Raw genomic sequence first — 26,029 nt, 5'->3', positions numbered from 1 at the left:
CCATGTTCAATATCGCGAGTGCGCCGTTTGCCCACAACCGCAAACAGACCCAAACCCTGATGTTGCTGGTGATCCTGGCCTGCCTGCCCGGTTTTCTGGCGCAGAGCTGGTTCTTTGGTTGGGGCACCCTGATCCAGATCCTGCTGGCGCTGGTCACGGCGCTCGCCTCGGAGGCGCTGGTGCTGCGCTTGCGCGGACGCCCCGTCAAACCGGCCCTGCTGGATGGCAGCGCGGCCCTGACCGCCGTGCTGATCGGCCTCTCCCTGCCGCCGTTGCTGCCCTGGTGGATGCTGGTGCTGGGCACGGCGTTTGCCATCATCATCGCCAAACACCTCTATGGCGGGCTCGGCCAAAACCTGTTCAACCCCGCCATGGTGGCCTATGTGCTGCTGCTGGTCTCCTTCCCGGTACAGATGACCAGCTGGCTACCGCCCTCCAGCATCGCCGCCTATGACATCGGCTTTGGCGATGCAGCCTCGGTGATCTTCACCGGCTTCAGCCTCGACGGTTACAGCATGGCGCAGCTCAAGCAGGGGGTGGATGGGCTGACCATGGCCACGCCGCTCGACACCCTGAAAACCGGGCTGACTCAGGGCCTCACCGCCGGCGAGGTGATGACCCACACCGTATTCGAAGGCTGGGGCGGTATCGGCTGGAGCTGGGTCAACCTCGGCTACCTGCTGGGCGGCCTGTTCCTGCTGCAGCAGAAGGTGATCAACTGGCGCATTCCGGGGGCCATCCTCGGTTCCTTGCTGCTGGCGGCCACCCTGGGTTATCTGATGACCCCGGATGCTACCGCCACCCCCATGTTCCATCTGTTCAGCGGCGCCACCATGCTGGGGGCCTTCTTCATCGCCACCGATCCGGTGAGTGCCAGCACCACCCCGCGCGGCCGCCTGGTCTATGGCGTGCTCATCGGCGTGCTGGTCTATGTCATCCGCCGTTTTGGCGGCTATCCGGATGCCTTCGCCTTTGCCGTGCTGCTGGCCAACCTGTGCGTACCGCTGATCGACAGCCTGACGCGTCCCAAGGTCTATGGGGCTCGTCGCAAATGAACCTGACGCACACCTCATCTTCAGGAAGCTTCCCATGTTAAAGAGCATGCGCAAAAACGGCGTCACTCTCGCCCTGTTTGCCCTCGCCTGCACCGCCGTGGTGGTGCTGACCAACGAGCTGACCCAGGGGCGGATCGCCCATCAGCAGCAGCTGGAGAAGCTGCGCACCCTCTCCGCCCTGCTGCCGGAGGGGAGCTATGACAACGATCTGGTCGCCAGCTGCAAGCTGGTGCAGAGCCGACGCTATCTGGGCAGCGATCAATCCATGCCGCTCTACACCGCGACCAAGCAGGGCGAAATCACCGGCTACGCGCTGGAAACCGTGGCCCCCGACGGCTACAGTGGGGCCATTCGCCTCATCGTGGGCACCGATGCCAAAGGTGCCGTGAGTGCGGTACGGGTGTTGGCCCACAAGGAAACCCCCGGCCTTGGCGACAAGATCGAGCTGAAAAAATCGGACTGGATCAACAGCTTCGTCGGCAAGTTTCTCAGCCACGACAACGAGGCCAACTGGGCCGTGAAGAAAGACGGCGGCGAGTTCGACGCCTTCACCGGTGCCACCATCACCCCCCGGGCCGTGGTCAAGGCGGTGAAGAACCTGTTGCTGCTGCAACAGGAGCACCCAGAGTTGCTGCGCGACGCCCCCGCCTGTGACGCCACCCCCTAACGCCGGAGCACAAGCTATGGAACAAGTTGATGTGATTGACGGGCAGAGCCCGCTCAGCGAGAGCAATGGCCGCCGCGAAGAGCTCAAGGAGCTGATGCTGCAGGGGCTGTGGAAGAACAACCCCTCCCTGGTGCAGGTGCTGGGCCTCTGCCCCACCCTGGCGGTCTCTTCCACCTTCACCAATGCGCTGGGGCTCGGCCTTGCCACCATGGCGGTGCTGGTCAGCTCCAACCTCGCCATCTCGCTGGTGCGCAACCTGGTGCCCAAGGATATCCGCATCCCGGTCTACGTGATGATCATCGCGGCGCTGGTGACCAGCGTGCAGTTGCTGATGAACGCCTACACCTACGGACTCTATCAGGCGCTCGGCATCTTCATCGCCCTCATCGTCACCAACTGCGTCATCATCGGCCGGGCCGAAGCCTATGCCTCCAAGAACCCGCCGCTGCTGGCGGCCCTCGACGGCTTCATGATGGGGCTGGGCTTTACTCTGGTGCTGCTGGTGCTGGGTGGGCTGCGCGAGATCATCGGCATGGGCACCCTGTTCGACGGTGCCGACCTGCTGCTGGGAGAGTGGGCCAAGTCACTGCGCATTGAGCTGTTCCACGCCGATGCCAGCCTGCTGCTGGCAATCCTGCCCCCTGGCGGCTTCATCGGTCTCGGCCTGATGATCGCCGGCAAGAACGCCATCAACGACTGGATGGGTCGCAAGCAGAGCGCCGAGAAGGCCCACTGCAGCGTGCCGGCCGCGGGTGCCCGCGCGACCCAGCTCTGAGCTAAGAGAGAGCCATGAACAATCAGAAACGTAGGCAGATACTGGAGCGACTGCGGGACGACAACCCCCACCCCACCACCGAGCTCAACTTCAAGACGCCGTTCGAGCTGCTGATCGCCGTGCTGCTGTCGGCCCAGGCCACCGATGTCAGCGTCAACAAGTCCACCGACAAGCTCTACCCGGTGGCCAACACCCCCCAGGCCATGCTGGAACTGGGGGTGGACGGGGTCAAGGAGTACATCAAGACCATTGGCCTCTTCAACACCAAGGCCGAGAACGTCATCAAGACCTGCGCCATCCTGCTGGAGCGCCACGGTGGCGAGGTGCCTGAGAACCGCGAGGCCCTCGAGGCCCTGCCCGGGGTCGGCCGCAAGACCGCCAACGTGGTGCTCAACACCGCCTTCGGTTGGCCCACCATCGCCGTCGATACCCATATCTTTCGGGTCTCCAACCGCACCGGCTTTGCGGTGGGCAAGAACGTCGATCAGGTGGAGGAGAAGCTGCTCAAGGTGGTCCCCGCCGAATTCAAGCTGGACGTGCACCACTGGCTGATCCTGCACGGGCGCTACACCTGTCTGGCTCGCAAACCGCGCTGCGGTTCCTGTATCATCGAGGACTTGTGCGAGTACAAGGAAAAGGTCTACCCGGAGAGCTGAACACGGCGGCCGGCTCGCAAGCGGCGCAGCCATGGCGCCGCTCCTGGCGAGCACGGGCTTGAGCCAAGCGCCGGTATCCGCCCCCCTGGGCGGCACCCATACCACAAGAACCACTACCCGGAGAATTGAGCAATGAGAATCCTGCATACCATGTTGCGCGTCGGCGATCTGCAACGCTCCATCGACTTCTATACCCGAGTGCTGGGGATGAAACTGCTGCGCAAGAGCGAGAACAGCGAATACAAGTACACCCTGGCCTTCGTCGGCTACGGTGACGAGAAAGATGAAGCGGTGATCGAACTCACCTACAACTGGGGTGTCAGCGAGTACGAGCTGGGCTCGGCCTACGGTCACATCGCGCTGGAAGCGGACGACATCTATGCCACCTGCGAGGCGCTGCGCGCCGCCGGTGCCAAGATCACCCGCGAGCCGGGCCCGGTCAAGGGCGGCACCACCGTCATCGCCTTCGTGGAAGATCCGGACGGTTACAAGATTGAGCTGATCGCCAAGAAAGATGCCGGCAGCGGCCTCGGCGACAGCGTCTAAACCAGCCTGATCCCCAGAAAAACCAAAAGAGCGCCAAGGCGCTCTTTTTTATGGATTCGTTTTCCTCAGATGGCGCCGTTACGGCCCATGTTGATCACCACCCGCCGGTTCTTGGCGCGACCATCTTCGGTTTCGTTGGAGGCGACGTGCTGCTTCTCGCCGTGCCCCTCCACCGAAATCTTGCCGGGTTCGATGCCCAGATCCACAAACACCTTCTTGATGGCATCGGCCCGTTTCTCGGAGAGCTTCTGGTTCGGCCAGCGGCCGCCATAGCTGTCGCTGTAGGCGTCGATCACCACCACATCGATGCTCTTGTCCACCTTCACATACTCGCCGATCATCGCCAGCCGCCGCTTGGAAGCCAGCGACAGCTCGTCACTGTTCTTGTCATAGGTGAGCACGCTGAAGGCGATGTCGTTGAAGCTGTAGGGCAGCAGGCCATTGAGGCAATCCACAAAGGCCTGATACTTGACCCGGAAGTTGACCGAGGAGAGCGAGACCCGCACCGGTCGATTCTGCCGATACCAGTCGCGGTACTGGAAGGTCGGCATGCGCCCCCCTTCCAGCTCGTCCAGCATGGTCCAGGCGGTCTGCCCCTCCACCAGCCCGTCAAACTGCTGGTAAAAGCGCAGCTGGCTCACTTCCCGCCCGGCGATGCCGGGGCGCCAGACCGGTGGCATGATGCCCAGGCTGACCGTCTGGGTCTGGGCCTGCTGGCGCAGCCCCTTGAGCTCGAAGTCCAGATTGATCTTGCGGCCGGCGCGGCTGACGAATGCCCCCGTACCCCAGTTGGGGATGGGGTGCTCGAGCCGGCACTCTACCTGGGTGTCGGAGGTCAAACGCCAGACGGATTGATCCAGGCCGGCACCGAATTCGGTGACTCCCGCCTGTAACTGCATACTCACGGATATGCTGACCAACCCCAACATCCAAGCGTTCAACTGCCTGCCCTCCACACGATCTCAGGTTAGATATCGGCAGGGGCAGGACAAGCTTTAGGGCAAACCGATCAGTGGGTCGAGGCGGCGTCCATCAGTTTGAAGCGGGCGATGCGCCCCGCCAGCTCCCGCGCCAGCTGATCCAGCTCGGCGCTGTTTTGCTGCAGGGTTTCCGAGTGCTGGCGATGCGCCTCGTACACCTCGCGAATGGTCATCACGTTGTGCTGGATGTCGTCGGTGACATAGCGCTGCTCCTCGGTGGCGGTGGCCACCTGGGCGGTCATGTCGCTCACCTTGCGCACCTCGTTGACGATGTCGGTCAGCTCGCTGCCCGCCCGCTTGGCCTCGGTCACGCTCAGCCCCGCCTGCTCGGTCCCCAGGTGCATGGCGGTCACCGCCTGATTGGCCCCCTGCCGCAGCCGCACCAGCATCCGCTCTATGTCGTCGGCGGCCTGCTGGGTGCGCGACGCCAGCGCCCGCACCTCTTCCGCCACCACCGCAAAACCGCGGCCGGATTCGCCGGCGCGGGCCGCCTCGATGGCGGCGTTGAGGGCCAGCAGGTTGGTGCGATCCGAGATCTGCTTGATGAGGTTGAGCGCCTCGCCCACCGATTCGGTGTCCTGATGCAGGCTGTCCACCAGCTGCTGGGTATCACTCAAGGTACCCGCGACCTGCTGGATGGCATCGATGGTCTGATCCACCTCTTTGTCACCCTGCCGGGCCCGGCCGATGGCCTGCTGGGTCGCCAGCGAGGTCTGGGTCGCGTTGCGTGCGATCTCGGCAACCGTCGAGGCCATCTCGGTAGCGGCCGTCGCCACCAGATCCACCTGACCAAACCCCTTGGCCACTCCGGCGTTGACTTCGGCAATGACGTTGGCCGAGGCGGCTGCGCTGCGGGCCAGCACCTCGCAGGAGCGGCGCACCGCCAGCATCAGCCCCTCCAGATGTTCGAGGAAATGGTTCAGATCCCGCGACAATGCCCCCAGTTCATCACCGGATCGCCAGTTGACCCGCACCGTCAGATCGTTCTCCTGCACCAGCCGCTTGAAGGTATGGTGCAGAGCCATGAAACCCAGATGCAGATCCCGCACTACCCGCCAGCAGACAAAGCTGGTAAGCAGCACGCACAGCAGAACCCCGGTGGCGGCCCACCAGAAGTCGCTGGCGCTCTTCGCCCGCATCTGGTCCACCCGCTCGGACAACTGCTGATAGAGGCGGTCTTCGCTCTCCTTGAGCAGGCTGATCTTGTCGGTGCTCAAGGCAAACCAGGCCTCAGCATCCACCCCGAAGCCACCGCTGGCCGCCTTGTCCAGCGCCAGCTTCTCCATGGCGGCCACCTTGCTCACCACCGGCGAGGCCAGGCTGTCGGCCAGCAGCTGGCGCTGGGAGGGGCTCGCCACCGCCTGGAAACGCTCGAGATAGGTATTCTGGGCCGCCAACAGGGAGATGAACTGCTGCAACAGCGCCGGCGTGAAGCTGTCACGGCCAAACACGTTGCTCAAGGTCGCCCGCTCCAGCCCCATCCGCTCCTTGCTCTGCAAGAAGGCGGCATAGGCATTGGTCTGCAGCGCTATGGTGGCATCCCGGCTATTGATGCTGATCTGATCCACCACCGCCAGCAACTGGGTGATCATCCGGGTATAGAAGCTGACCTGCTCCGCCACCTCGACCCCCAGCGCACTGACCCGCTCGCGCATGGCGGTGAGCCCGGCCAGCTCCTGCTGCACCTCTTTGAGCGCCAGCAGGGCGGGATCCTCACGAAAGCGCTGCAGCAGGGTATCGACCTGCTTGCGCTGCGCCGGCAGGGCATCGCGGAACTTGTTGCCACCGGAACCCAGGAAGCCGGCCGACATGCCGCGCTCCTTTTGCAGCTCGTGGGCCAGCTGCGCCGCTTCCCGCACCACCGCCAGTGCGGCTTGGGCCTGACTCATCTCCTGCTCGACCCGATAACGCTCATAGACGTATCGGCCGGAGAAGAACAGCAAGGCCAGCAGTGGCAGGCAGACCACCAGCAACATCTTGTGCGCCAATCCCAGCTTCTTCATCGTTGCTCCCCATTCCATTGTTGAAGTGGTCAATTATAAGCCCGCGTGTCGATAATAGAATCGGCCAGCGCGCCGATGGCGGCCGATGAGGGACAAAGGCCGGCTTTTTTGCCATAATGCCGCCTCATTTCACGCCGACCGAGATACCATGACCGACGCTGTTCACACCCTCAAGGGCCGTTTTCGTGGCTTTTACCCCGTCGTCATCGATGTTGAAACCGCCGGGTTCAATGCCAGCACCGACGCCTTGCTGGAAATCGCCGCCTATACCCTCAAGATGGACGAGCAGGGCTGGCTCGTGCCCGACCAGATCTTCCATTTTCATGTCGAGCCGTTTGAAGGGGCCAATCTGGAAAAAGCGGCGCTGGAGTTCACCGGCATCGATCCCTTCAATCCGCTGCGCGGCGCCGTCAGCGAGAAAGAGGCGCTGACCGAGATCTTCAAGGGCATCCGCAAGGGGATGAAGGAGCAGGATTGCGGCCGCGCCATCATAGTGGCCCACAACGCCACCTTCGATCACGGCTTCGTCATGGCCGCCGCCGAGCGGGCCGGCCTCAAGCGCAATCCGTTCCATCCGTTTGCCACCTTCGACACCGCTGCCCTCTCCGGCCTGGCGCTCGGCCAGACGGTGCTGGCCAAGGCGTGCCAGAGCGCGCGCATTCCGTTTGACAATAAAGAGGCGCACTCCGCCCTCTACGACACCGAGCGCACCACCGAGCTGTTCTGTCATATCGTCAACCGCTGGAAGAGCCTGGGTGGCTGGCCCCCGGCCCACCCGGACGAGGTGGCCGACGACGCCAGCGAGTAACGACGCCCCCTTCCCAAGAGGCTGCCACGGCAGCCTCTTTTCTTGCGCCATCTGGTTTGACCAGAATGTCGAGAAAAGGTCCATCCAGCACCGTTTTTTACCTCTCTCGACTCATTATCTGGGTTGAACCGCCGGGAATGCTGTAGATAGGCCATTCACCTGATTTTTTACTCGACATTTGTCACGTTTTTCGCAAACTAACTGCCTTTCACACGACAGACAGCAACACAAACTATAAGGAAAGCAAATGAATCCTGTTGTTATCGCGGTGGCGCTGATGCTGGTGCTCAGCCTGCTGCGGATCAATGTGGTGGTCTCTCTCGCCATCGGCGCCATCGTCGGCGGCCTGATCGGCGGTCTCTCCCTCGAGCAGACCCTCAGCACCTTCAGCGGTGGCCTGGGTGGCGGCGCCGAGATCGCCCTCTCCTACGCCATGCTGGGGGCCTTCGCAGTCGCCATCTCCCGCTCCGGCATCACGGATCTGCTGGCGCGCAAGGTGATCAGCCAACTCGGCAAGGATGCCAGCAGCTCCCGCATCCTCTGGGTCAAGGCCCTGCTGCTCAGCTCGGTGCTGGGGGTCTCCATCTCCTCCCAGAACCTGATCCCGGTCCATATCGCCTTCATTCCCATCCTGATCCCACCGCTGTTGCACGTCATGGCCCAGATGCAGATCGACCGCCGTCAGGTGGCCTGCGTCATCACCTTTGGCCTGACCGCGACCTATATGCTGCTGCCGGTGGGCTTTGGCGGCATCTTCCTCAACAACATCCTGGCCAAGAACCTGATCGACAACGGCGTGCCGGTCGAACACAGCCAGCTGCCGCTGGCCATGGCCATTCCGGTGCTGGGCATGTTCGTCGGCCTGCTGATCGCCGTCTTCTTCAGCTATCGCAAGCCACGCCAGTATGATCTGGAGAAGATCCTGGCCGCCGAGCCGGAGACGGTCGATCTCAACCTCAACCACATCTGGGTCGCCCTGCTGGCCATCGCCGTGGCGCTGGGGCTACAGCTGATGACCAACAGCATCGTGCTGGGGGCGCTGGCCGGCTTCGTCATCTTCACCTGTGGCGGCGTCATCAAGTTCCGCGAGAGCCAGGATGCCTTCACCCAGGGCGTGCGCATGATGTCCCTCATCGGCTTCATCATGATCTCCGCCGCCGGCTTCGCCGCCGTGATGAAAGAGACCCACGGGGTGGAGAGCCTGGTACAGGCCGTCTCCGGCATGATGGCGGGCCACAAGGGGCTGGCCGCCTTCCTGATGCTGCTGGTGGGCCTGCTCATCACCATGGGGATCGGCTCCTCCTTCTCCACCGTACCCATCATCGCCACCATCTATGTGCCGCTGTGCCTGCACCTCGGCTTCTCCCCCCTGGCGACCATCTCTCTGGTCGGCACCGCCGGCGCCCTGGGGGATGCGGGCTCTCCCGCCTCCGACTCGACCCTGGGCCCCACCTCGGGTCTCAATGCCGACGGCCAGCACGACCATATCTGGGACAGCGTGGTGCCCACCTTCATCCACTACAACATCCCGCTCATCATCTTCGGCTGGATTGCCGCCATGGTGCTCTAAGCCCCTCAAGATGCATAAACATAAAAGGCGACCCCAGGGTCGCCTTTTTGCTGTCTTCATCGCGATGGCATAAACCGGGACAAACCAGCCCGAGCGCCCCTATCTGCCTGCTCTTGCTGCTGCCCCCTTTCCTTTTATGCAGACGTGGCTCGTGGCTCGCAGCCCCCGCTACCCTGCGTTTACCCGTCTCTTCCCTGCCCCATCCCCACACAGCAGGACGATGTCAGTCCAACCCATCGGCGATATCCACGGTGCGCCATGGACTTACCTTTTCACATCTACCCATGCGGCGCTGCGGCGTCGCATGGGTGAACAACGGGCAACAAAAAGGCCGCTCGATGAGCGGCCTTTTTAGCTAGCAGTCAGGGTTTAGCTATCGCGGCGCTTGCCACCGAATTTGCGACCCTTGTCGAAACCGCCTTCACGGCGATCCTTGTTAAAGGGACGGTCACCCTGCGGACGGCGATCCTTGTTGAAAGGACGGTCGCCACGGAACGGACGATCACCACGAGGCGGACGGGGAGCAGTGTTGCTGCCGGCCGGCACTTCGGTGTAGCGGCTGATCTGCAGCGGACGCTGGCAGACACGGGCCTTCTTGATCACTTCCAGCACTTCGGCGCTCATGCCCTTGGGCAGATCGACGGTGGAGAAGTCATCGGCGATATCGATGTTGCCGATGAAGCGGCTCTCGATGTTCGCTTCGTTGGCGATGGCACCCACGATCTGGCCCGGCTTGACGCCGTGATGGGCACCCACGTCTACGCGGTAGCGCTCCATCTCCACATCCGGGTTGTCCTTGAGCGGACGCGGCTCCAGGGACGGCATGCGACGAGCCGGGCGATCGCCACGGTCGGCGAAATCACGGCCACCACGGTCGTTGAAGTCACGACGCTCGAAACCACCGCGATCATTGCCGGCGTTGAACACCGGATCCGGAATGGAGTCATCCAGCAGCAGCGGTTGGTCGCCCTGTACCAGCTTGGCCAGTGCAGCAGCCAGCTCCAGCGGATCGGCAGAGTCTTCTTCGATCAGCTCGTTCACCAGGTTCACGTAGATCTCGAGCTCTTCGCCCATCATGGTTTCGCGGATGCGCTCCTTGAACTTGGCCAGACGGTGCTGGTTGATGTCCTCGGTGCTCGGCATCTTCATCGGCTCGATGGCCTGACGGGTTGCGTGCTCGATGGCACGCAGCATGCGACGCTCGCGCGGTGCCACGAACAGGATGGCTTCACCCTTGCGACCGGCACGACCGGTACGGCCGATACGGTGAACGTAGGATTCGGTGTCGTAGGGGATGTCGTAGTTCACCACGTGGGTGATGCGCTCAACGTCCAGACCACGGGCGACCACGTCGGTGGCGATCAGGATGTCCAGCTGGCCTTGGCGCAGCTTGTCAACGGTACGCTCACGCAGCTTCTGCGGAATGTCACCGTGCAGCGCTTCACAGGCGTGACCACGGGCAGCCAGCTTGCCAGCCAGTTCTTCGGCGGCGTTCTTGGTGCGTACGAACACCAGCAGAGCTTCGTAGGGCTCGACTTCCAGCAGACGGGTCATGGCGTCCAACTTGTGCAGACCGGTCACCTGCCAGTAACGCTGGCGGATAGTGGTAGCGGTCGCAGTCTTGGAAGCAATCTTGATCTCTTTGGGCTGCTTCAGGTGCTTCTGGGCCACACGGCGGATCTGCTCCGGCATAGTGGCGGAGAACAGGGCTACCTGGCGACCGGCCGGGCACTGTTCCATGATCCAGTCCACGTCGTCGATGAAGCCCATGCGCAGCATCTCGTCCGCTTCGTCCAGCACCAGGGCTTTCAGGCCAGAGAGGTCCAGGTTCTTGCGACGGATCAGGTCCATCACGCGGCCCGGGGTACCCACGACAACCTGAGCACCGCGGCGCAGGGCGCGGGTCTGGGTTTCGTAGGAGGCGCCGCCGTAGATGGGCAGCACGTGGAAATCAGGCATGTGGTGGGCATAGCGTTGGCACGCTTCAGCCACCTGCAGGGCCAGTTCACGAGTCGGTGCCAGCACCAGGATCTGGGTGTTGCGGTTACCAGCTTCCAGACGAGACAACAGAGGCAAGGCAAAAGCAGCGGTCTTCCCTGTACCGGTTTGCGCCTGCCCCAGCAGATCGTGGCCCGCCATCAGGTGGGGAATTGCTGCGGCCTGGATGGGGGACGGGCGCTCATAGCCCACGTCCTGCAGCGCTTTCAGTACAGGCGCGGCCAGTCCAAGCTCACTAAAAAGGGGCAGTTGTTCGGTATCAGACATAGATTCTTCCAGATTAAGGCAGGCGGCTAACACCGCGGAATAGCAAAAAGGCGGCGATTATAGCGCCACTTTGTTCTGCTGTCTTGAAAAATGTGATAAGCCTCTCAAGACGTTGGCAATTATAGAGGGATCTTGCGACTATGGCTTGCTTATTTTTCACTCATGGTGCGTTATTGCAGATCACGCTTCGCCAGAGTCCTTGTCCCGCTTGTGTTTGAGCACCGCCATGGTCAACCGGCTGGTGCACAATAAACGACCACATTCATCGCGAATTTCTATCTGCCACACCTGAGTTGTCGCCCCTAGATGCAGCGGCGTGCAGCGCCCCGTCACCACCCCTTCCCGCTTGGCCCTCAGGTGGTTGGCATTGACCTCCAGCCCCACGCAATAACTATCAGGCCCGACCGCCATGTTGGCCGCCAAGGAACCCAGCGTCTCCGCCAGCACCACGGAGGCGCCGCCGTGCAGCATGCCGAGCGGCTGGTGGGTGCGGTGATCCACCGGCATGGTGGCCTCGAGCCAGTCGGGACCAAAGGCGCTGTAGACGATGTCGAGGTGGGCCATCAGGGTGTTGCGGGAGCTGGCGTTGAGCCCTTCAAGGCTCATGGGCTTGCGCCAGATGGGGCTGCTTTCTTGACTCATGGTAAGCGGACTCCTTGCGTGATCAACGGGTTATCGCTGCGCCGTAGCGGCAAACCAGCAGTGTCGGCGAAAAAGGAGCAAAAAAAAAGATGCCCACGCTGGGGCATCTTGCATCGAGGTTGACTCTCACCAGGGATAGGTCACCCCTGGCCACTCGGCCCAGGGCTGGTCACGCCCCGGCAGGCGCGGCGCGGGCCACTGCCATACCTTGCCGAGCCAGGCGCGCAATTCGGCCTCCAGTTCGGCATCGGTGAGCGGCGCCTCGGCCACCTTCCAGAAGAAGAGCTCCACCGTCACCTCCGGCAGCACCGAGGGGTAGAGGTAAACCCCGCCCCAGAACTCGGGCTCCCGCGCCGGGCTCCAGAGGCCATAGGCAAAGGAGCGCTTGGCCAGAAATTCGGAGTGCTGCCACTCCAGATCGGCCTCGTGCTTACTCAGGCTGAAATTGGCGGAGGGCCACACATCGTCCGGGCGAAACAGCTGATGAAGCTGCTCGCGCTCGCGCAGCATGGCGACGAACTCCACCACTGCCTGGGTCGGGTTGACCGGCAGCAGCAGGAAGTGCGGGTGCCGATAGGCTTGCGGCACCCGAAACCGCTTGGGGAGCGTCAGCATCAGAGCAGTTCCAGCAGGGCCTGCAGCGGGTGCTTGAGTTTCTCCCCCTCCATCCGCTTGACCTGACTGCGGCACGAGTAACCAGTGGCCAGACAGCGGGCTTGCGGCAGGCGAGCCAGGGGCTCGGCCCAGCTCAGGCCATAGATGCCCTTGGAGTTCTCCACCTGTTTGGCATCGTGACCATAGGTACCGGCCATGCCGCAGCAGCCCACCGACACCGGTTGCAGGGTGGCACCGAAGCGGCGGAACAGGGTGCTCCAGTCACCGTGGGTCGATGGCTTGGCGGTCTTCTCGGTGCAGTGGGCGAACAGATACCAGGGCTCGGCGCCGGCGTCCTCTTCTCGCACCGGCAACGCCTCGGCCGGCAAGGAGAGCAACCACTCCTGGGGCAGCAGCACCTGGAAGTCACCGCGGGCCGGGCCGAGCGCCTTCACGTATTCGTCCCGATAACAGAGCACCAGGGAGGGATCGACCCCTACCATGGGGATGCCGAGCGCCGCCACCTTGTTGAGGAACTGGGCACTGCTGGCGGCGGTACGGGCGAAGGCGCGCAGGAAGCCCTTCACGTGCTGGGGCTTGCCGTTGGGCTTGAACGGCAGCAGATAGGGCTGCAGACCGAGCTTGCTGGCGAGCTTCACCAGGTCACGCACCACGGGGGCGTCGTAGTAGCTGGTGAAGGGATCCTGCACGATGAGCACCACTTTTTGACGCTGCTCGGGGCTCATGGCCTCCAGCCCCGGCAGGTCGAAATAGCGGGCACGATGGTCGCGCAGCTCCTCGGCCAGGGTCGGCACGCTCAATAGCGGCACGTCCACCATGCCGATGCTCTTCTCGGTCGCCTTCTGGGCCCACTCTTTCTCGAGGAAGAAGTTGACCAGTTTCGGCGCTTTGGCCAGCAGGGGGGCATAGCTTTCCACCGTGCCGACGAAGTAATCCTTGGGGCCGCGCAGGTAGCGGCTGTGATAGAGCTGCATGAAGCGGGCGCGGAAGGTGGGCACGTCCACCTTGATGGGGCACTGGCTGGTACAGGCTTTACACGCCAGGCACCCCTCCATCGCCTCCATCACCTCGTGGGAGAAGTCATACTCGCCGCGGGCGCGGGCCACTGTGTTGCGAAACTTGTCGACGATCTGCTTGAAGCGCAGACCACCGCTTTGCAGGGCCACCTCCTCACTCAGCGGATCGAAGCCCTGCTGTGCCAGCTGGCGCAGCCATTCGCGCATCAGGCCGGCCCGCCCCTTGGGAGAGTGACGGCGGTCGCGGCTGATCTTGACCGAGGGGCACATGGGGGAGTCGGTCTCGAAGGTGAAGCACAGACCGTTGCCGTTGCAATCGAGGGCCCGGGTATAGCTGGTACGCACCGCCAGCGGGATCTGGCGGTCGAACTTGCCGCGCTTGGGCCCATCCACCGACACCAGCTCGGCGCCGCTGCCATAAGGCATGCAGATCTTGCCCGGGTTGATGCGGTTGGCGGGGTCAAACGCCCCCTTGACCCGTTGCAGCTCCTCCCACAGCTCGCCGAAAAAGGCGGGGCTGTATTCGGAGCGAAAACCCTTGCCGTGCTCCCCCCACATCAGGCCGCCGTATTTGGCGGTGAGTGCCACCACCTGATCGGAGATGCGCCGCAGCAGCACCTCCTGCTCGGGGTCACACAGATCGAGCGCCGGGCGCACGTGCAGCACCCCGGCATCGACGTGGCCGAACATGCCGTAGTCAAGGCCGTGAGCATCCAGCAGGGCTCGAAACTCCATGATGAAGTCCGCCAACGACTCCGGCGGCACGGCGGTGTCTTCGGTGAAGGCCACCGGCTTCTTGCGCCCTTCGGCGTTGCCGAGCAGCCCCACCGACTTCTTGCGCATGGCGTAAATGGTCTCGATGCTGGCCAGGTGGTTGCACACCTGATAGCCAATGATCCCCGCCTCCCCCTTGGCCAGCAGGGCGTCGATGCGCCGACACAGCTCGGCCACCTTGGCCTTGTGCTCATCCTCGTCGGTATCGGCAAACTCGACGATGTTGAGCCCCTGCAGATCCTTGCCCGGCACCTCCTGAATGAACTCTTTGACCGAGTGCCAGATGATGTCGGCGCGAGCCAGCCCCAGCACCCGGGAGTCCACCGTCTCCACCGACAGCGCCTGGGCCTCGACCATAAAGGGGGCATTGCGCAGGGCCGACGGGAAGCTGTCGTACTTGACGTTGACCAGGGTGCGGTAGCGCGGGATGGGGGTGATGTTGAGCCTGGCTTCGGTGATAAAACCCAAGGATCCTTCCGAGCCACACAGCACCCGGCTGACGTCCAGGGTGTCGGTATCGGGCTGATAAAGGTGCTTGAGATCGTAGCCGGTCAGAAAGCGGTTGAGCTTGGGGAAGGTGGCTTCGATGTCGGCACGGCGCTCTTTACCGATGCGATAGAGGGTGCGATAGATCTCCCCCTCCCGGCTCTCCAGCGCCAGCTTGTCCGCCAGACGCGGGCCGGTCACCGGCTCGGTGGCCATGAGATCGCCGTTTTCCAGCACGGCTTTGAGGCCGAGCACGTGATCCGAGGTCTTGCCGTACACCAGTGAGCCCTGGCCAGAGGCGTCGGTGTTGACCATGCCGCCCAAGGTGGCGCGGTTGGAGGTGGAGAGATCCGGCGAGAAGAAGTAGCCGTGGGGCTTCAAATAGGCGTTGAGCTGGTCTTTGACCACCCCGGCCTGGGCCCGCACCCAGCCCTCTTCCAGATTAATTTCCATGATCTGGTTCATATGGCGCGAGAGATCGACGATAATGCCGCCGCCCAAGGATTGACCATTGGTGCCGGTACCGCCGCCGCGAGGGAAGAAACTCAAGGTTGCGTACTCGGGCCCCTGGGCCAGCTTGAGCATCACCGCAATATCGTCCGCACTGCGCGGATAGAGAACCGCCTGAGGTACTACCTGATAGACGCTGTTATCCGTCGCCATCGCCAACCGGCTTGCATAAGACTTTTCGATATCACCACGAAATGCTGATCGCGCCAGCAACTCAAGAAACTGCAGGGTTGTAGGTGACAAACTGTCCTGGTAATCGAGTCTCGGGATCATGAATCCTTGTTCCCTTCCTTTGCTTGATGCCGGAACTCCGGCGACAACGACCGTTCGGGCCAGCCTCTTCGCGGGCCCCCGAACCAGTCCGCTCACATGTGAGCGGGCAGTATATCAGCTAGAAAACCGCTTGCGCGCGCAATCTTCACCATTTGAAAGGAGGACTTTTATGGCTCATTACAGCCATGTTATCAGTACGCTTATTCGCACCGAAAAACAGGCGCTGACCCTGTCGCTGTTTGGTTGCATCACCTTTGCCATTTTCGGGATCGGCTATGGCCTGTTCGTCGGTTCCAACGCCATCATGCTGGACGGCATCTTCACCCTGTTCAGCATGGGCATGACGGGGCTTGGGCTCATCACCGCCTACCTGGTTACCCGTCCCTCCGACGCCCGCTTTCAATACGGCTACGCCCACTTCGAGCCCATCGCCAACGTCATCAACGGCACCATCATTCTGCTGCTCTGTCTGGCGGCACTCTACAACGGCCTCACCACCCTGCTGGCGGGCGGACGGGAGATCGATCTCGGCCACGCCCTCATCTATGCCGTCGTCTCCACCTTCTTCTGCGGCATCATCTACCGGGTCGAGGCCGACGTGGCCGAGCGGGTCAACTCAGAGCTGGTGCGGGTGGACTCCAAGGAGTGGCTGGTCGACACCCTGCTCAGCACCACCCTGCTTATCGGCTTCGTGGTCGCCATCGGCCTTGATGCCATCGGCTACGGCCACTACAACCGCTACATAGACCCGGTACTGGTCTCCCTGCTGGCCCTGTGCGCCACCCTCATCCCCATCAAGGTGCTCGGTCGCAACCTGCGGGAAGTGCTGAAGATCGCTCCCAAGGGGGATGTCTCCCGGCTGGTGGCCAGCGAAGTCGAGGCCCTGCGCCTACGCCATGGCATCGAGTGCTACAGCCACCTGGCGAAAAGCGGCCGCCGCTTCGATCTCGAACTCAACATTCTGGTGGCCCCTGGCCAGGAGTGGCCCGTCGAGCGCCAGGATGCCCTGCGCCAGGAGCTCTGGTCCCGCCTCGGCGATACCCTGGGGGAAGCCTGGCTGTCGGTCTGCTTCACCCGCGAGAAACGCTGGCTGTAAGCCGCACGGCGGGGCTTGCCTGGCAAGCTCCGCCCGCTCCTGTCGCCCCGCTCGGTTAATACCCCTTTCCCCTGCGCTGCCCACCCCTCTTGCCAAATACGGGATTCCCGTTATCATCAGGGCTCACTTTTAACCCGAGGTTTTATTGCCCATCATGGACAATCCCCGAAGTTGCCCTTCGTTTCTTCCCGTCAAAGCCTATCTTTATCTGCTTAATCAGCGCCTCTGAATAACGCCATTGCCTTGCTGTCACTGCGGCCATCGTACGCCGTGCTTACTCTCTGCTCTGTCTGTTTTTTATTGAGGTCACTACATGGAATTGCTGCTGGATCCCCACATCTGGATCGGTCTGTTTACCCTGATCGTCCTGGAAATCGTGCTCGGGATCGACAACCTGGTCTTCATCGCCATCCTGGTGAAAAAGCTGCCCCCCGCCCAGCGGGACAAGGCCCGCGTCATCGGCCTGTCGCTGGCCCTGCTGATGCGCCTGGGGCTCCTGAGCGTGATGTCCTGGCTGGTCACCCTGACCACCCCCATTTTGCACCTGTGGGATCACCCCTTCTCCGGTCGGGACCTGATCCTGATGGGGGGCGGCCTGTTCCTGCTGTTCAAGGCCACCTCCGAGCTGCATGAGCGGCTGGAGGCCAAGCCGCCCGAAGACGGGCCGGTCGGCGCCTACGCCAGCTTCGGCGTGGTGATCACCCAGATCCTGGTGCTGGATGCCATCTTCTCGCTGGACTCCATCATCACCGCCGTCGGCATGGTGGAACACCTCGGCGTCATGATGGCGGCCGTGACCATCGCCATGCTGGTGATGGTGCTCGCCTCCAAGCCGCTGACCCGCTTCGTCAACGCCCACCCCACCGTCGTGGTGCTCTGTCTGAGCTTCCTGCTGATGATCGGCTTCAGCCTGGTGGCGGAAGGGTTCGGCTTCCATATTCCGAAGGGCTACCTCTACGCCGCCATCGGCTTCTCGGTGCTGATCGAGTTCTTCAACCAGCTCTCCCAGCGCAGTGCCGAGCGCCACGAGGCCAAGCAGCCCCTGCGCGAGCGCACCACCGCCGCCATCTTCAAGCTGATGGGCAGCAAGGCGTATCAGGACCGGCCGGACGACGATCTGGATGCTCCCGCCGCCGAGCCGGTGAGCTTTGGCGAGGAGGAGCGCTACATGGTGACCGGGGTGCTGTCGCTGGCCGAACGCTCCATCCGCACCATCATGACCCCGCGCTCGGAGATGGCCTGGATCGACGTCAACGACTCCAACGACGAGATCCGCGCCCTGCTGCAGCAGGAGCCCCACAGCCTGTTCCCGGTCTGTGACGGCGATCTGGACGAAGTGATCGGGGTGGTCAAGGCGCGCGACCTGCTGTTTGCCCTCAACGAAGGGCAATCCTTGAGCGAGCTGGCCAAGCAGAACGACCCCATCATAGTGCCGCAGACCATCAACGTGATTAAGCTGCTGGCAGAGCTGCGCCAGGCCAAGGGCAGCCTCATCCTGGTGGCCGACGAGTTTGGCGTGATCCAGGGGCTGGTGACCACCCACGACCTGCTGGAGGCCATCGTCGGCGAACTGCCCGATGAAGATGAAACGCCGGACATCGTCCGCGATGGGGAAGGCTGGCTCATCAACGGCAGCACCAACATCCACCACGTGGAGCAGGTGCTGGAACACGAAGGGCTGGTGAGCGAGAGCGACGAGTACGTGACCCTGGCCGGCATGCTGCTCTCCCACTTCGGCACCCTGCCCGCCCCTGGCCAGCAGCTGCAACTGCAGCAGCTCGGCTTCGAGGTGGTCGAGGTGAGCGAGCGGCGCATCGAGCGGGTGCGCGTCATGCCGCTGGAGGCCTGACGCCATTGCGTGAACCATGCTGAAAAAGGGGGCCTTGCGGGCCCCTTTTTTATTCAGGTGTCTCCCCCTGCCCCTCCCTCTTTTCACCATTGCTGCCATCAGCGCAATTCTTTTGTGCAATTACCCCTCTTTTTCGCAAGGGATGCCGGCACTAGAGTGAGCCCATCATCACCATGAGGAATTCACCATGCACCACGATCACCTGTTCTGCCCCCTGCGTCTCGGCCAGCTGCACCTCAACAATCGCATCGTCATGCCTCCCATGACCCGCTCCCGCGCCAGCCAGCCCGGTGACGTGGCCAATGCCATGATGGCCACCTATTACGCCCAGCGCGCCGGGGCCGGCCTCATCATCAGTGAAGGCACCCAGATTGACCCCATGGGCAAGGGCTACGCCTGGACGCCGGGGATCCACAGCGCCGAACAGGTGGCCGGCTGGAAGCAGGTGACCGACGCCGTCCACGCCAAGGGCGGCACCATGTTCGCCCAGCTCTGGCACGTGGGCCGGGTCACTCACCCTGACAACCTCGGCGGTGCCCAGCCCATCTCCTCCTCCGCCATTCAGGCGAAAGGGGTGCGGGTGTTCGTCGACAACGGCAGCGATGCCCCCGGGTTCGTCGAGACCGTCACCCCACGCGCCATGACCCAGGCCGATATCGATGTTGTGGTAGGCCAGTTTCGCCAGGCGGCCCGCAACGCCATGCTGGCCGGCTTTGACGGCATCGAGCTGCACGCCGCCAACGGTTACCTCATCAACCAGTTCCTCGACTCCGAGTCCAATACCCGTACCGACGGCTACGGCGGTTCCTTGGAGAACCGGCTGCGCTTCCTCAAAGAGGTGACCGAGGCAGTCTGCAGCGAGATCGGGGCCGACCGGGTCGGGGTGCGCCTCGCGCCACTCACCACCCTCAACGGCACCGTCGATGCCAACCCGCAGGAGACCTACCTGGCCGCCGCCCGCCTGCTGGGCCGACTCGACGTGGTCTACCTGCACATCGCCGAGGCAGACTGGGACGATGCCCCGCTGATGGCGGAGGGCTTCAAGCAGGGGCTGCGCGACGCCTTCCCCAACACCCTCATCTATGCCGGCAAATACGACGGCGAGCGGGCCCGGGCGGCGCTCGAGGCGGGCTGGGCCGACATGATAGGCTTCGGCCGCCCCTTCGTGGCCAATCCCGACCTGCCCGAGCGGCTGCGCCACGGTTATCCGCTGGCCCCTCACGATCCGGCCACTCTGTTCGGCGGCGGCGAAAAGGGCTTGATTGACTACCCGACCTATCAGGCGGCCCCCCTGCCCCACACGGCCTGAGCCCCCCCTGGCATAAAAAAACGCGCCCACCAGAGATGGTGGGCGCGTCGTTTTTTGCCTTGCATGCTTGCCAACGTCTCAGGCTAATGAAGGCTGACCCCGTAGCAGGCGGCGTAGCTTCTGATCTCCCGGGTCAGCCGCGCCTTGTCGGCCAGGCTCAACCAGCTCGCCTCCACCGCGTTCAGTGACAAGCGGCAGAGCTGGTTCATGCTGGCCCCCAGTTCATGGGCCAGGGCATGGAAGTTGGCATTCATGTAGCCGCCGAAATAGGCGGGATCGTCGGAGTTGATGGTGACGCAGAGCCCCTGCTCCAGCAGCGCCAGCACGTTGTGGTGGGCCATCTTGTCAAACACCTTGAGACGGGTGTTGGAGAGGGGGCAGACGGTGAGCGGCAGTCGGGTATCGGCCAGATAGCGCAGCAGATCGGGATCGTCGACGCAGCGTACCCCGTGATCGATGCGCCGCACCTCAAGCTCCCGGATGGCCTGCCAGATGTAGTCCGCCGGCCCCTCTTCGCCGGCGTGGGCCACCACCGGCAACCCCAGCTCGCGGCAGCGGGCAAAGACCCGGGCAAACTTGCTGGGCGGGTTGCCCCGCTCCCCCGAGTCAAGGCCGATGCCGTGAATGCGCGACAGGAAGGGAGTAGCCTGCGCCAACGTGGCAAAGGCATCCTCTTCGCTCAGGTGGCGCAGGAAGCTCATGATGAGCCGCCAGCTGATGCCAAACTCCCGCTCTCCGCGCTGCAGCGCCCGCTCGATGCCGCCCAGCACGGTGGCGAAGGGCACGCCACGGGCGGTGTGGGTCTGGGGGTCGAAGAAAATCTCCACGTGCACCACCTTGTCGGCGGCGCAGCGTTCCAGATAGGCCCAGGTAAGGTCGAAGAAATCCTGCTCGGTGATGAGCACGCTGGCCCCTAGGTAGTAGAGATCGAGAAAGGATTGCAGACAGTCGAACTCGTAGGCGGCGCGCACGCTGGCCACGTCGGGCCAGGGCAGGGCCACGCCGTTGCGCTGGCCCAGGGCAAACATCAGTTCCGGCTCGAGCGAGCCTTCGATATGGAGGTGCAGCTCCAGCTTGGGCAGACCGGCAATAAAGTTATCCATGATGACGGCTCCATCGGTTCACAGACAGCGGGACCAGCCAGTGGCAGAGCGGATCCCTCCCCTCTGTCGTTCATTGTGCACCTATCTCTGTTTATGGGGGAGACTTGTCATCAAACAGACTTATAATGGCGTCACAAAAACAACATAACTATTTGAAGATCTTGAGAGTTGGCGCAACTTTCCGCCGCCTCTTGCGCCTACACAAGGAGTCCCCATGAAGAAAAACGTCATCTGCGACATCGACGGCGTCATCCTGCACAACAACGATCTGGTGCCCGGTGCCGACCGCTTCGTCCACCGCCTGCTGGAGCAGGGCAGCAAGCTGCTGTTTCTGACCAACTACCCGGCCCAGACCCAGAAAGATCTGCAAAACCGCTTCCGCTCCGCCGGGATCGAGGTGCCGGAGGAGTGCTTCTACACCTCCGCCATGGGCACCGCCGACTTTCTCAAGCGCCAGGATGGCAAGAAGGCCTATGTGATCGGCGAAGGGGCGCTGACCCACGAGCTCTACAAGGCCGGCTTCACCATCACCGACATCGACCCCGACTTCGTGGTGGTGGGCGAGACCCGCAACTACAACTGGACCATGATGCAGCTGGGGGCCAAGTTCGTCGATCAGGGGGCCCGCTTCATCGCCACCAACCCCGATACCCACGGCCCCATGATGCACCCGGCCTGCGGTGCCCTGTGCGCCCCCATCGAGCGGATGACCGGCAAGAAGCCGTTCTACGTCGGCAAGCCGAGCGCCTGGATCATCCGCGCGGCGCTCAACCGGATGGAGGCCCACTCCGACGACACCATCATCATCGGCGACAACCTGCGCACCGACATTCTGGCGGGCTTCCAGGCCGGCCTCGAGACGGTGCTGGTGCTCTCCGGGGTGAGCAAGGTGGCCGACATCGACCGCATGCCGTTTCGACCGAACCACATCTTCGACTCAGTAGTGGATATCGACATCGTCTGATCCCTGCCGGCTGACGGGCCGGCCTGGCCCAAAACCCAGGCCTGCCTCGTTACCCCTGAAGGACGCGCAATGGAACCTGTCATGATCGCCGTGGCCTTCGGCTGCGGCATGCTGGTCAACCTCATCGGCCTGCCGCCCCTGCTGGGCTTTCTGGCGGCCGGCTTTCTGCTCAACGGCATGGGCTATCAGAATACCCCGGCCCTGAACGAAATTGCCGATCTCGGCGTCACCCTGCTGCTGTTCACCATCGGCCTCAAGCTCAACGTCAAGATCCTGATGCGGCGCGACGTCTGGGGCACCACCAGTTTGCACCTGCTGCTCTCCACCCTGCTGTTCACCGTGGTGCTGCTGGTGTGCAAGGGGCTCGGGCTGGCGCTGGCCATGTCGCTGGACTGGCGGCTCGCACTGCTGCTGGGCTTTGCCCTCTCCTTCTCCAGTACCGTGTTTGCGGTCAAGGTGCTGGAGGAGCGCAGCGACATGAACGCCCTCTATGCCCGCCTCGCCGTCGGCGTGCTGGTGATGCAGGATCTGTTCGCGGTGGCCTTCCTGGCAGTCTCCAGCGGTCAGTGGCCCAGCATCTGGGCGCTCTGGATCCTGGGGCTGCCGCTGCTGCGCCCCTTGCTGCTGAAACTGCTGGAGCGGGCCGGTCACGGCGAGCTGCAGGTGCTGTTCGGGATCTTCCTGGCGCTGGTGGTGGGGGCCGCCGGCTTCGAGGTGGTGGGGCTCAAACCGGATCTGGGGGCGCTGGTCATCGGCATGCTGATCGCCTCCCACCCTGCCTCCGCAGGGCTGGCCAAGTCGCTGTTCAACCTCAAAGATCTGTTTCTCATCTGCTTCTTTCTCACCATCGGCCTCAACGGCCTGCCGACCCACGACACCATGTTGCTGGCGCTGGCGTTGGTGCTGGCCCTGCCGCTCAAAAGCGCGCTCTACTATCTGGTCTACAGCGGCGCCCACCTGCGGGTGCGTACCGCCCTGCTCTCCACCCTGGCGCTCACCAACTTCTCGGAGTTCGGTCTCATCGTCGCGGCCATTGCCGCCAAGGCGGGCTGGATCTCCCACGAGTGGCTGGTCGCGCTCTCTCTGGCGCTGGCGGCCAGCTTCATGATTTCGGCCCCCCTCAACGGTCAGAGCGAGCGCATTTACCATCGGCTCGGCAACTGGCTGCGCGGCATGCAGGCCACCACTTTGCACCCGGAGGACAGGCCCATCGAGCTCGGCGATGCCGAGGTGATCATCCTCGGCATGGGACGGATCGGTCAAGGCGCCTACTTCGAGCTGGAGAACAAGTACGGCACCGTGATCCTCGGGGTGGAGAACGACAGCGAGAAGCTGCCCACCCTGCGCGCCCAGGGCATGAACGTCATCGAGGGGGACGCCACCGATACCGACTTCTGGGACAAGGTGCTGCTCTCCAACCAGGTCAACCTGGTGCTTCTGGCCATGCCTCACCACTCGGGCAACCTCTACGCCATCGAGAAACTGCGCAGCCACGGCTTTACTGGCAAGATTGCCGCCATCGTCCGCTTCGAGGATGACATCGCCTCCCTGCGCGAACAGGGGGTGGATGCGGTGTTCAACGTCTACGACGAGGCGGGCAGCGGCTTCGCCCGCCATGTCATCAAGCGGTTGCAGCCACGCTGACGGGGGGCGGCGGCCCCCTTGGCAAGGGAGGCGCTATCGTTTACGTTATGCGCAACCTCGTTTAATAAAACGAACAATCACGGGGCCTGGATGGCCCCGTTTTTTATCCCTTGCCAAGGAGGCAGCATGAAGACCCTCAACGACTGGATCCTGCTCGACCGCCACGAGGCGGCCCCCACCCCGCTGATGCCCGCCCCCGAGCGCCTGCGCGCCGGCAATCCGCGCCAGACGGTATGGAACCACTACTCCGACCCGAGCCAACAGTTTCACGTCGGCTTCTGGGCCTGCGAGCCGGGCCGCTGGGCCATCCACTACACCGAGCACGAGTATTGCCAGCTGCTGGAAGGCGAGGCGGTGATCCACGACGGCCAGGGCGGCAGACTGCCCCTCAAGCCCGGCGATCAGTTCGTCATCCCGGCCGGCTTTGTCGGGGAGTGGGAGACCCTCACCCCCTGCCGCAAGCTCTACGTGATCTTCGAGCCCGCCGCGTCTTGACGTCTGCGTCAACCAGGGCCCCTGCAACCCTCCTTTTTTCAGGCCGACCGGGTTGACGTGTACGGCATGATTTTCTGCGGTTTTCCCGCTTGCAAAAGGTTTTTGCACTAGGCATTGTGATTGGCGAGGAATGTAAATGGAATTTCGAGCCCGAACGTGGGGGGCTCATATAAAAATTAAGAGGATTACCGCCAATGTGTTCTATTTTCGGCATTCTGGACATCAAATCCGATGCGGCCGCGCTGCGCAAATCGGCGCTGGAGATGTCCAAGCGATTGCGTCACCGCGGTCCTGACTGGTCCGGCGTCTACAGCTCCGACAAAGCCATTCTGGTGCACGAGCGCCTGGCCATCGTCGATCCGGGCAACGGCGCCCAGCCGCTCTACAACCCCGAGCGCACCCACGTGCTGGCCGTCAACGGCGAGATCTACAACCACAAGGAGCTGGAGAAGAACCTCAAGGTCGACTTCCAGTTCCAGACCCACTCCGACTGCGAGGTGCTGCTGGCCCTCTACAAGGAGAAGGGCCCGGCCTTTTTGGACGATCTCAACGGCATCTTCGCCTTCATCCTCTATGACGCCGAGCAGGATGCCTACCTGATTGGTCGCGACCACATGGGGATCATCCCCCTCTACACCGGCCGCGACGAGCACGGCAACTTCTACGTCGCCTCCGAGATGAAGGCGCTGGTACCGGTCTGCAAGAGCGTCGAAACCTTCCCGCCGGGACACTACCTGTGGAGCAAGGATGGCGAGCTTAAAACTTGGTACAAACGCGACTGGATGGAGTACGGCGCAGTCGAGCACAACGTCAGCGACAAGGCCGAGCTCAAAGCCGCGCTGGAAGCGGCGGTAAAACGCCAGCTGATGTGCGACGTGCCCTACGGTGTGCTGCTCTCCGGCGGGCTGGATTCGTCCGTCATCTCCGCCATCGCCAAGCTCTATGCCGCCCGTCGGGTGGAAGACGATGGCAAGAGCGAAGCCTGGTGGCCCCAGCTGCACTCCTTCGCCGTCGGCCTGGAAGGCTCGCCGGATCTCGCCGCCGCCCGCAAGGTGGCCGATCACCTCGGCACCATTCACCACCAGATCCACTTCACCGTGCAGGAGGGTCTGGATGCCCTGCGGGATGTCATCTATCACCTCGAGACCTATGACGTCACCACCATCCGCGCCTCCACGCCCATGTACCTGATGGCCCGCTACATCAAGGCGATGGGGATCAAGATGGTGCTCTCCGGCGAAGGCTCCGACGAGCTGTTCGGTGGCTACCTCTACTTCCACAAGGCGCCCAACGCCCGCGAGTTCCACGAAGAGAACGTGCGCAAGCTCGCCTCTTTGCATCTCTATGACTGCCTGCGGGCCAACAAGTCGATGGCCGCCTGGGGGGTGGAGGGTCGCGTGCCCTTCCTCGACAAGGAGTTCATGGACGTGGCGATGCGCCTGCAGCCTGCCGACAAGATGTGCGGCAAGGGCAAGATCGAGAAGCACATCCTGCGCGAAGCGTTCGAGGATCTGCTGCCCCACGAAGTGGCGTGGCGCCAGAAGGAGCAGTTCTCCGACGGCGTGGGCTATTCGTGGATCGACAGCCTGAAAGCCATGGTCGAGGAAGAGGTGACGGATCAGATGTTCGAGGCGGCGGCCTTCCGCTTCCCCGTCAACACCCCGCTCACCAAGGAGGCCTACTTCTACCGCGCCATCTTTGACGAGCACTTCCCGCTGGAGTCCGCTGCCCGTACCGTGCCCTACGGCAAGTCGGTCGCCTGCTCCACCCCGACCGCGCTGGAGTGGGATGCCAAGTTCAAGGAGATGGCCGACCCCTCCGGTCGCGCCGTGATGGACGTCCACCAGCAGGGTTACTGATCTGCCGGCGACCTCCTTTGCCTGAATGCCAAGCCCCTCCTGCGAGGGGCTTTGTTTTTTCCCGCCGAC

The 26,029-nt window shown here is 63.0% G+C and carries 21 protein-coding genes; 14 read left to right on the top strand and 7 right to left on the bottom strand.

Annotated elements, in window-relative coordinates; genetic code table 11:
• The first annotated feature begins 2 nt into the window (after positions 1 to 2).
• The 5 genes from rsxD (at position 3) to gloA (ending at position 3,699) form a co-directional block, all read left to right on the top strand.
• Positions 3 to 1,055: an electron transport complex subunit RsxD gene (gene rsxD, locus PG899_RS10235; RefSeq protein WP_124252565.1), complete on the top strand. Its 1,053-nt coding sequence runs from the start codon at positions 3 to 5 to the stop codon at positions 1,053 to 1,055.
• A gap of 34 nt (positions 1,056 to 1,089) precedes the next feature.
• Positions 1,090 to 1,722 carry an electron transport complex subunit RsxG gene (gene rsxG / locus PG899_RS10230; protein WP_190284118.1) on the top strand — a complete coding sequence of 211 codons (633 nt, stop codon included), beginning with the start codon at positions 1,090 to 1,092 and terminating at the stop codon, positions 1,720 to 1,722.
• 16 nt (positions 1,723 to 1,738) lie between these two features.
• Entirely contained in the window at positions 1,739 to 2,497 is a 759-nt protein-coding gene (locus tag PG899_RS10225; protein ID WP_024944880.1) for an electron transport complex subunit E, read from the top strand.
• A 14-nt stretch (positions 2,498 to 2,511) separates the two neighbouring features.
• A complete protein-coding gene (nth, locus tag PG899_RS10220) occupies positions 2,512 to 3,153 on the top strand; it encodes an endonuclease III (protein ID WP_270697349.1) in 642 nt (213 codons plus the stop codon).
• Between the two features lie 132 nt (positions 3,154 to 3,285).
• Positions 3,286 to 3,699: a lactoylglutathione lyase gene (gloA, locus tag PG899_RS10215; protein ID WP_016351107.1), complete on the top strand. Its 414-nt coding sequence runs from the start codon at positions 3,286 to 3,288 to the stop codon at positions 3,697 to 3,699.
• Positions 3,700 to 3,764: 65 nt separating this feature from the next.
• On the opposite strand, the gene PG899_RS10210 is transcribed toward gloA, so the two are convergent.
• Both PG899_RS10210 and PG899_RS10205 read right to left on the bottom strand, forming a co-directional pair.
• Positions 3,765 to 4,640, bottom strand: coding sequence for a flagellar protein MotY (locus PG899_RS10210; protein WP_024944879.1), 876 nt, complete (start codon positions 4,638 to 4,640; stop codon positions 3,765 to 3,767).
• A gap of 68 nt (positions 4,641 to 4,708) precedes the next feature.
• Positions 4,709 to 6,682 (bottom strand): methyl-accepting chemotaxis protein, encoded by a 1,974-nt coding sequence (locus PG899_RS10205; RefSeq protein ID WP_024944878.1) that lies wholly within the window; start codon positions 6,680 to 6,682, stop codon positions 4,709 to 4,711.
• Between the two features lie 148 nt (positions 6,683 to 6,830).
• Here PG899_RS10205 and rnt point away from each other — a divergent pair, with 148 nt between their 5' ends.
• Both rnt and PG899_RS10195 read left to right on the top strand, forming a co-directional pair.
• Positions 6,831 to 7,490 (top strand): ribonuclease T, encoded by a 660-nt coding sequence (gene rnt, locus PG899_RS10200; RefSeq protein ID WP_190284116.1) that lies wholly within the window; start codon positions 6,831 to 6,833, stop codon positions 7,488 to 7,490.
• A 247-nt stretch (positions 7,491 to 7,737) separates the two neighbouring features.
• A complete protein-coding gene (locus tag PG899_RS10195) occupies positions 7,738 to 9,060 on the top strand; it encodes a Na+/H+ antiporter family protein (RefSeq protein ID WP_024944876.1) in 1,323 nt (440 codons plus the stop codon).
• Positions 9,061 to 9,429: 369 nt separating this feature from the next.
• On the opposite strand, the gene PG899_RS10190 is transcribed toward PG899_RS10195, so the two are convergent.
• The 4 genes from PG899_RS10190 to ydiJ form a co-directional block, all read right to left on the bottom strand.
• Entirely contained in the window at positions 9,430 to 11,325 is a 1,896-nt protein-coding gene (locus PG899_RS10190; protein WP_016351112.1) for a DEAD/DEAH box helicase, read from the bottom strand.
• A gap of 180 nt (positions 11,326 to 11,505) precedes the next feature.
• The gene (locus PG899_RS10185; RefSeq protein WP_270697348.1) at positions 11,506 to 11,967 is read right to left on the bottom strand and encodes a hotdog fold thioesterase; all 462 of its coding nucleotides are present in this window, start codon (positions 11,965 to 11,967) and stop codon (positions 11,506 to 11,508) included.
• A 126-nt stretch (positions 11,968 to 12,093) separates the two neighbouring features.
• On the bottom strand, positions 12,094 to 12,582 hold the full coding sequence (locus tag PG899_RS10180; RefSeq protein WP_190284115.1) for a hypothetical protein: 489 nt from the start codon (positions 12,580 to 12,582) through the stop codon (positions 12,094 to 12,096).
• Positions 12,582 to 15,641 carry a D-2-hydroxyglutarate dehydrogenase YdiJ gene (ydiJ, locus tag PG899_RS10175; RefSeq protein WP_190284114.1) on the bottom strand — a complete coding sequence of 1,020 codons (3,060 nt, stop codon included), beginning with the start codon at positions 15,639 to 15,641 and terminating at the stop codon, positions 12,582 to 12,584. The genes PG899_RS10180 and ydiJ overlap by 1 nt, the downstream gene beginning before the upstream one ends.
• A 169-nt stretch (positions 15,642 to 15,810) precedes the next feature.
• Here ydiJ and PG899_RS10170 point away from each other — a divergent pair, with 169 nt between their 5' ends.
• The 3 genes from PG899_RS10170 to PG899_RS10160 all read left to right on the top strand — a co-directional run bounded on the left by PG899_RS10170 (position 15,811) and on the right by PG899_RS10160 (position 19,895).
• Complete coding sequence (locus PG899_RS10170) at positions 15,811 to 16,737, top strand: cation diffusion facilitator family transporter (RefSeq protein WP_190284113.1); 927 nt, start codon at positions 15,811 to 15,813, stop codon at positions 16,735 to 16,737.
• 313 nt (positions 16,738 to 17,050) lie between these two features.
• Positions 17,051 to 18,586, top strand: coding sequence for a TerC family protein (locus tag PG899_RS10165; RefSeq protein WP_158197061.1), 1,536 nt, complete (start codon positions 17,051 to 17,053; stop codon positions 18,584 to 18,586).
• Between the two features lie 187 nt (positions 18,587 to 18,773).
• Positions 18,774 to 19,895, top strand: a complete 1,122-nt coding sequence (locus PG899_RS10160) for an alkene reductase (RefSeq protein WP_190284112.1) — start codon at positions 18,774 to 18,776, stop codon at positions 19,893 to 19,895.
• 83 nt (positions 19,896 to 19,978) lie between these two features.
• Here PG899_RS10160 and PG899_RS10155 read toward each other — a convergent pair whose 3' ends face one another.
• Entirely contained in the window at positions 19,979 to 20,998 is a 1,020-nt protein-coding gene (locus PG899_RS10155) for an adenosine deaminase (RefSeq protein WP_042064484.1), read from the bottom strand.
• Between the two features lie 214 nt (positions 20,999 to 21,212).
• Between PG899_RS10155 and PG899_RS10150 the strand changes: the two genes are divergently transcribed.
• The 4 genes from PG899_RS10150 to asnB all read left to right on the top strand — a co-directional run bounded on the left by PG899_RS10150 (position 21,213) and on the right by asnB (position 25,960).
• The gene (locus PG899_RS10150) at positions 21,213 to 21,962 is read left to right on the top strand and encodes an HAD-IIA family hydrolase (protein WP_011706469.1); all 750 of its coding nucleotides are present in this window, start codon (positions 21,213 to 21,215) and stop codon (positions 21,960 to 21,962) included.
• Between the two features lie 69 nt (positions 21,963 to 22,031).
• On the top strand, positions 22,032 to 23,606 hold the full coding sequence (locus PG899_RS10145; RefSeq protein ID WP_190284111.1) for a cation:proton antiporter family protein: 1,575 nt from the start codon (positions 22,032 to 22,034) through the stop codon (positions 23,604 to 23,606).
• 126 nt (positions 23,607 to 23,732) lie between these two features.
• Positions 23,733 to 24,101, top strand: coding sequence for a cupin domain-containing protein (locus PG899_RS10140; protein WP_190284110.1), 369 nt, complete (start codon positions 23,733 to 23,735; stop codon positions 24,099 to 24,101).
• A 194-nt stretch (positions 24,102 to 24,295) separates the two neighbouring features.
• Positions 24,296 to 25,960: an asparagine synthase B gene (asnB, locus tag PG899_RS10135; protein WP_270697347.1), complete on the top strand. Its 1,665-nt coding sequence runs from the start codon at positions 24,296 to 24,298 to the stop codon at positions 25,958 to 25,960.
• Positions 25,961 to 26,029: the final 69 nt, after the last annotated feature.

Source organism: Aeromonas sp. QDB39, assembly GCF_027707585.1.
In the GTDB taxonomy this organism is placed as follows: Bacteria; Pseudomonadota; Gammaproteobacteria; order Enterobacterales; family Aeromonadaceae; genus Aeromonas; species Aeromonas hydrophila.
The sequence above is the reverse complement of the archived record's forward strand: the minus strand, read 5'-3'. Positions and strand labels throughout refer to the sequence as shown.

Coding starts and splice junctions, on each gene's coding strand:
- gloA (WP_016351107.1), top strand. CDS start 3,286: ATGAGAATCCTGCATACCATGTTGCGCGTCGGCGATCTGCAACGCTCC.
- PG899_RS10140 (WP_190284110.1), top strand. CDS start 23,733: ATGAAGACCCTCAACGACTGGATCCTGCTCGACCGCCACGAGGCGGCC.
- PG899_RS10195 (WP_024944876.1), top strand. CDS start 7,738: ATGAATCCTGTTGTTATCGCGGTGGCGCTGATGCTGGTGCTCAGCCTG.
- nth (WP_270697349.1), top strand. CDS start 2,512: ATGAACAATCAGAAACGTAGGCAGATACTGGAGCGACTGCGGGACGAC.
- PG899_RS10145 (WP_190284111.1), top strand. CDS start 22,032: ATGGAACCTGTCATGATCGCCGTGGCCTTCGGCTGCGGCATGCTGGTC.
- PG899_RS10225 (WP_024944880.1), top strand. CDS start 1,739: ATGGAACAAGTTGATGTGATTGACGGGCAGAGCCCGCTCAGCGAGAGC.
- PG899_RS10160 (WP_190284112.1), top strand. CDS start 18,774: ATGCACCACGATCACCTGTTCTGCCCCCTGCGTCTCGGCCAGCTGCAC.
- PG899_RS10190 (WP_016351112.1), bottom strand. CDS start 11,325: ATGTCTGATACCGAACAACTGCCCCTTTTTAGTGAGCTTGGACTGGCC.
- ydiJ (WP_190284114.1), bottom strand. CDS start 15,641: ATGATCCCGAGACTCGATTACCAGGACAGTTTGTCACCTACAACCCTG.
- PG899_RS10150 (WP_011706469.1), top strand. CDS start 21,213: ATGAAGAAAAACGTCATCTGCGACATCGACGGCGTCATCCTGCACAAC.
- PG899_RS10185 (WP_270697348.1), bottom strand. CDS start 11,967: ATGAGTCAAGAAAGCAGCCCCATCTGGCGCAAGCCCATGAGCCTTGAA.
- PG899_RS10155 (WP_042064484.1), bottom strand. CDS start 20,998: ATGGATAACTTTATTGCCGGTCTGCCCAAGCTGGAGCTGCACCTCCAT.
- PG899_RS10165 (WP_158197061.1), top strand. CDS start 17,051: ATGGAATTGCTGCTGGATCCCCACATCTGGATCGGTCTGTTTACCCTG.
- rnt (WP_190284116.1), top strand. CDS start 6,831: ATGACCGACGCTGTTCACACCCTCAAGGGCCGTTTTCGTGGCTTTTAC.
- asnB (WP_270697347.1), top strand. CDS start 24,296: ATGTGTTCTATTTTCGGCATTCTGGACATCAAATCCGATGCGGCCGCG.
- rsxG (WP_190284118.1), top strand. CDS start 1,090: ATGTTAAAGAGCATGCGCAAAAACGGCGTCACTCTCGCCCTGTTTGCC.
- PG899_RS10180 (WP_190284115.1), bottom strand. CDS start 12,582: ATGCTGACGCTCCCCAAGCGGTTTCGGGTGCCGCAAGCCTATCGGCAC.
- PG899_RS10205 (WP_024944878.1), bottom strand. CDS start 6,682: ATGAAGAAGCTGGGATTGGCGCACAAGATGTTGCTGGTGGTCTGCCTG.
- rsxD (WP_124252565.1), top strand. CDS start 3: ATGTTCAATATCGCGAGTGCGCCGTTTGCCCACAACCGCAAACAGACC.
- PG899_RS10170 (WP_190284113.1), top strand. CDS start 15,811: ATGGCTCATTACAGCCATGTTATCAGTACGCTTATTCGCACCGAAAAA.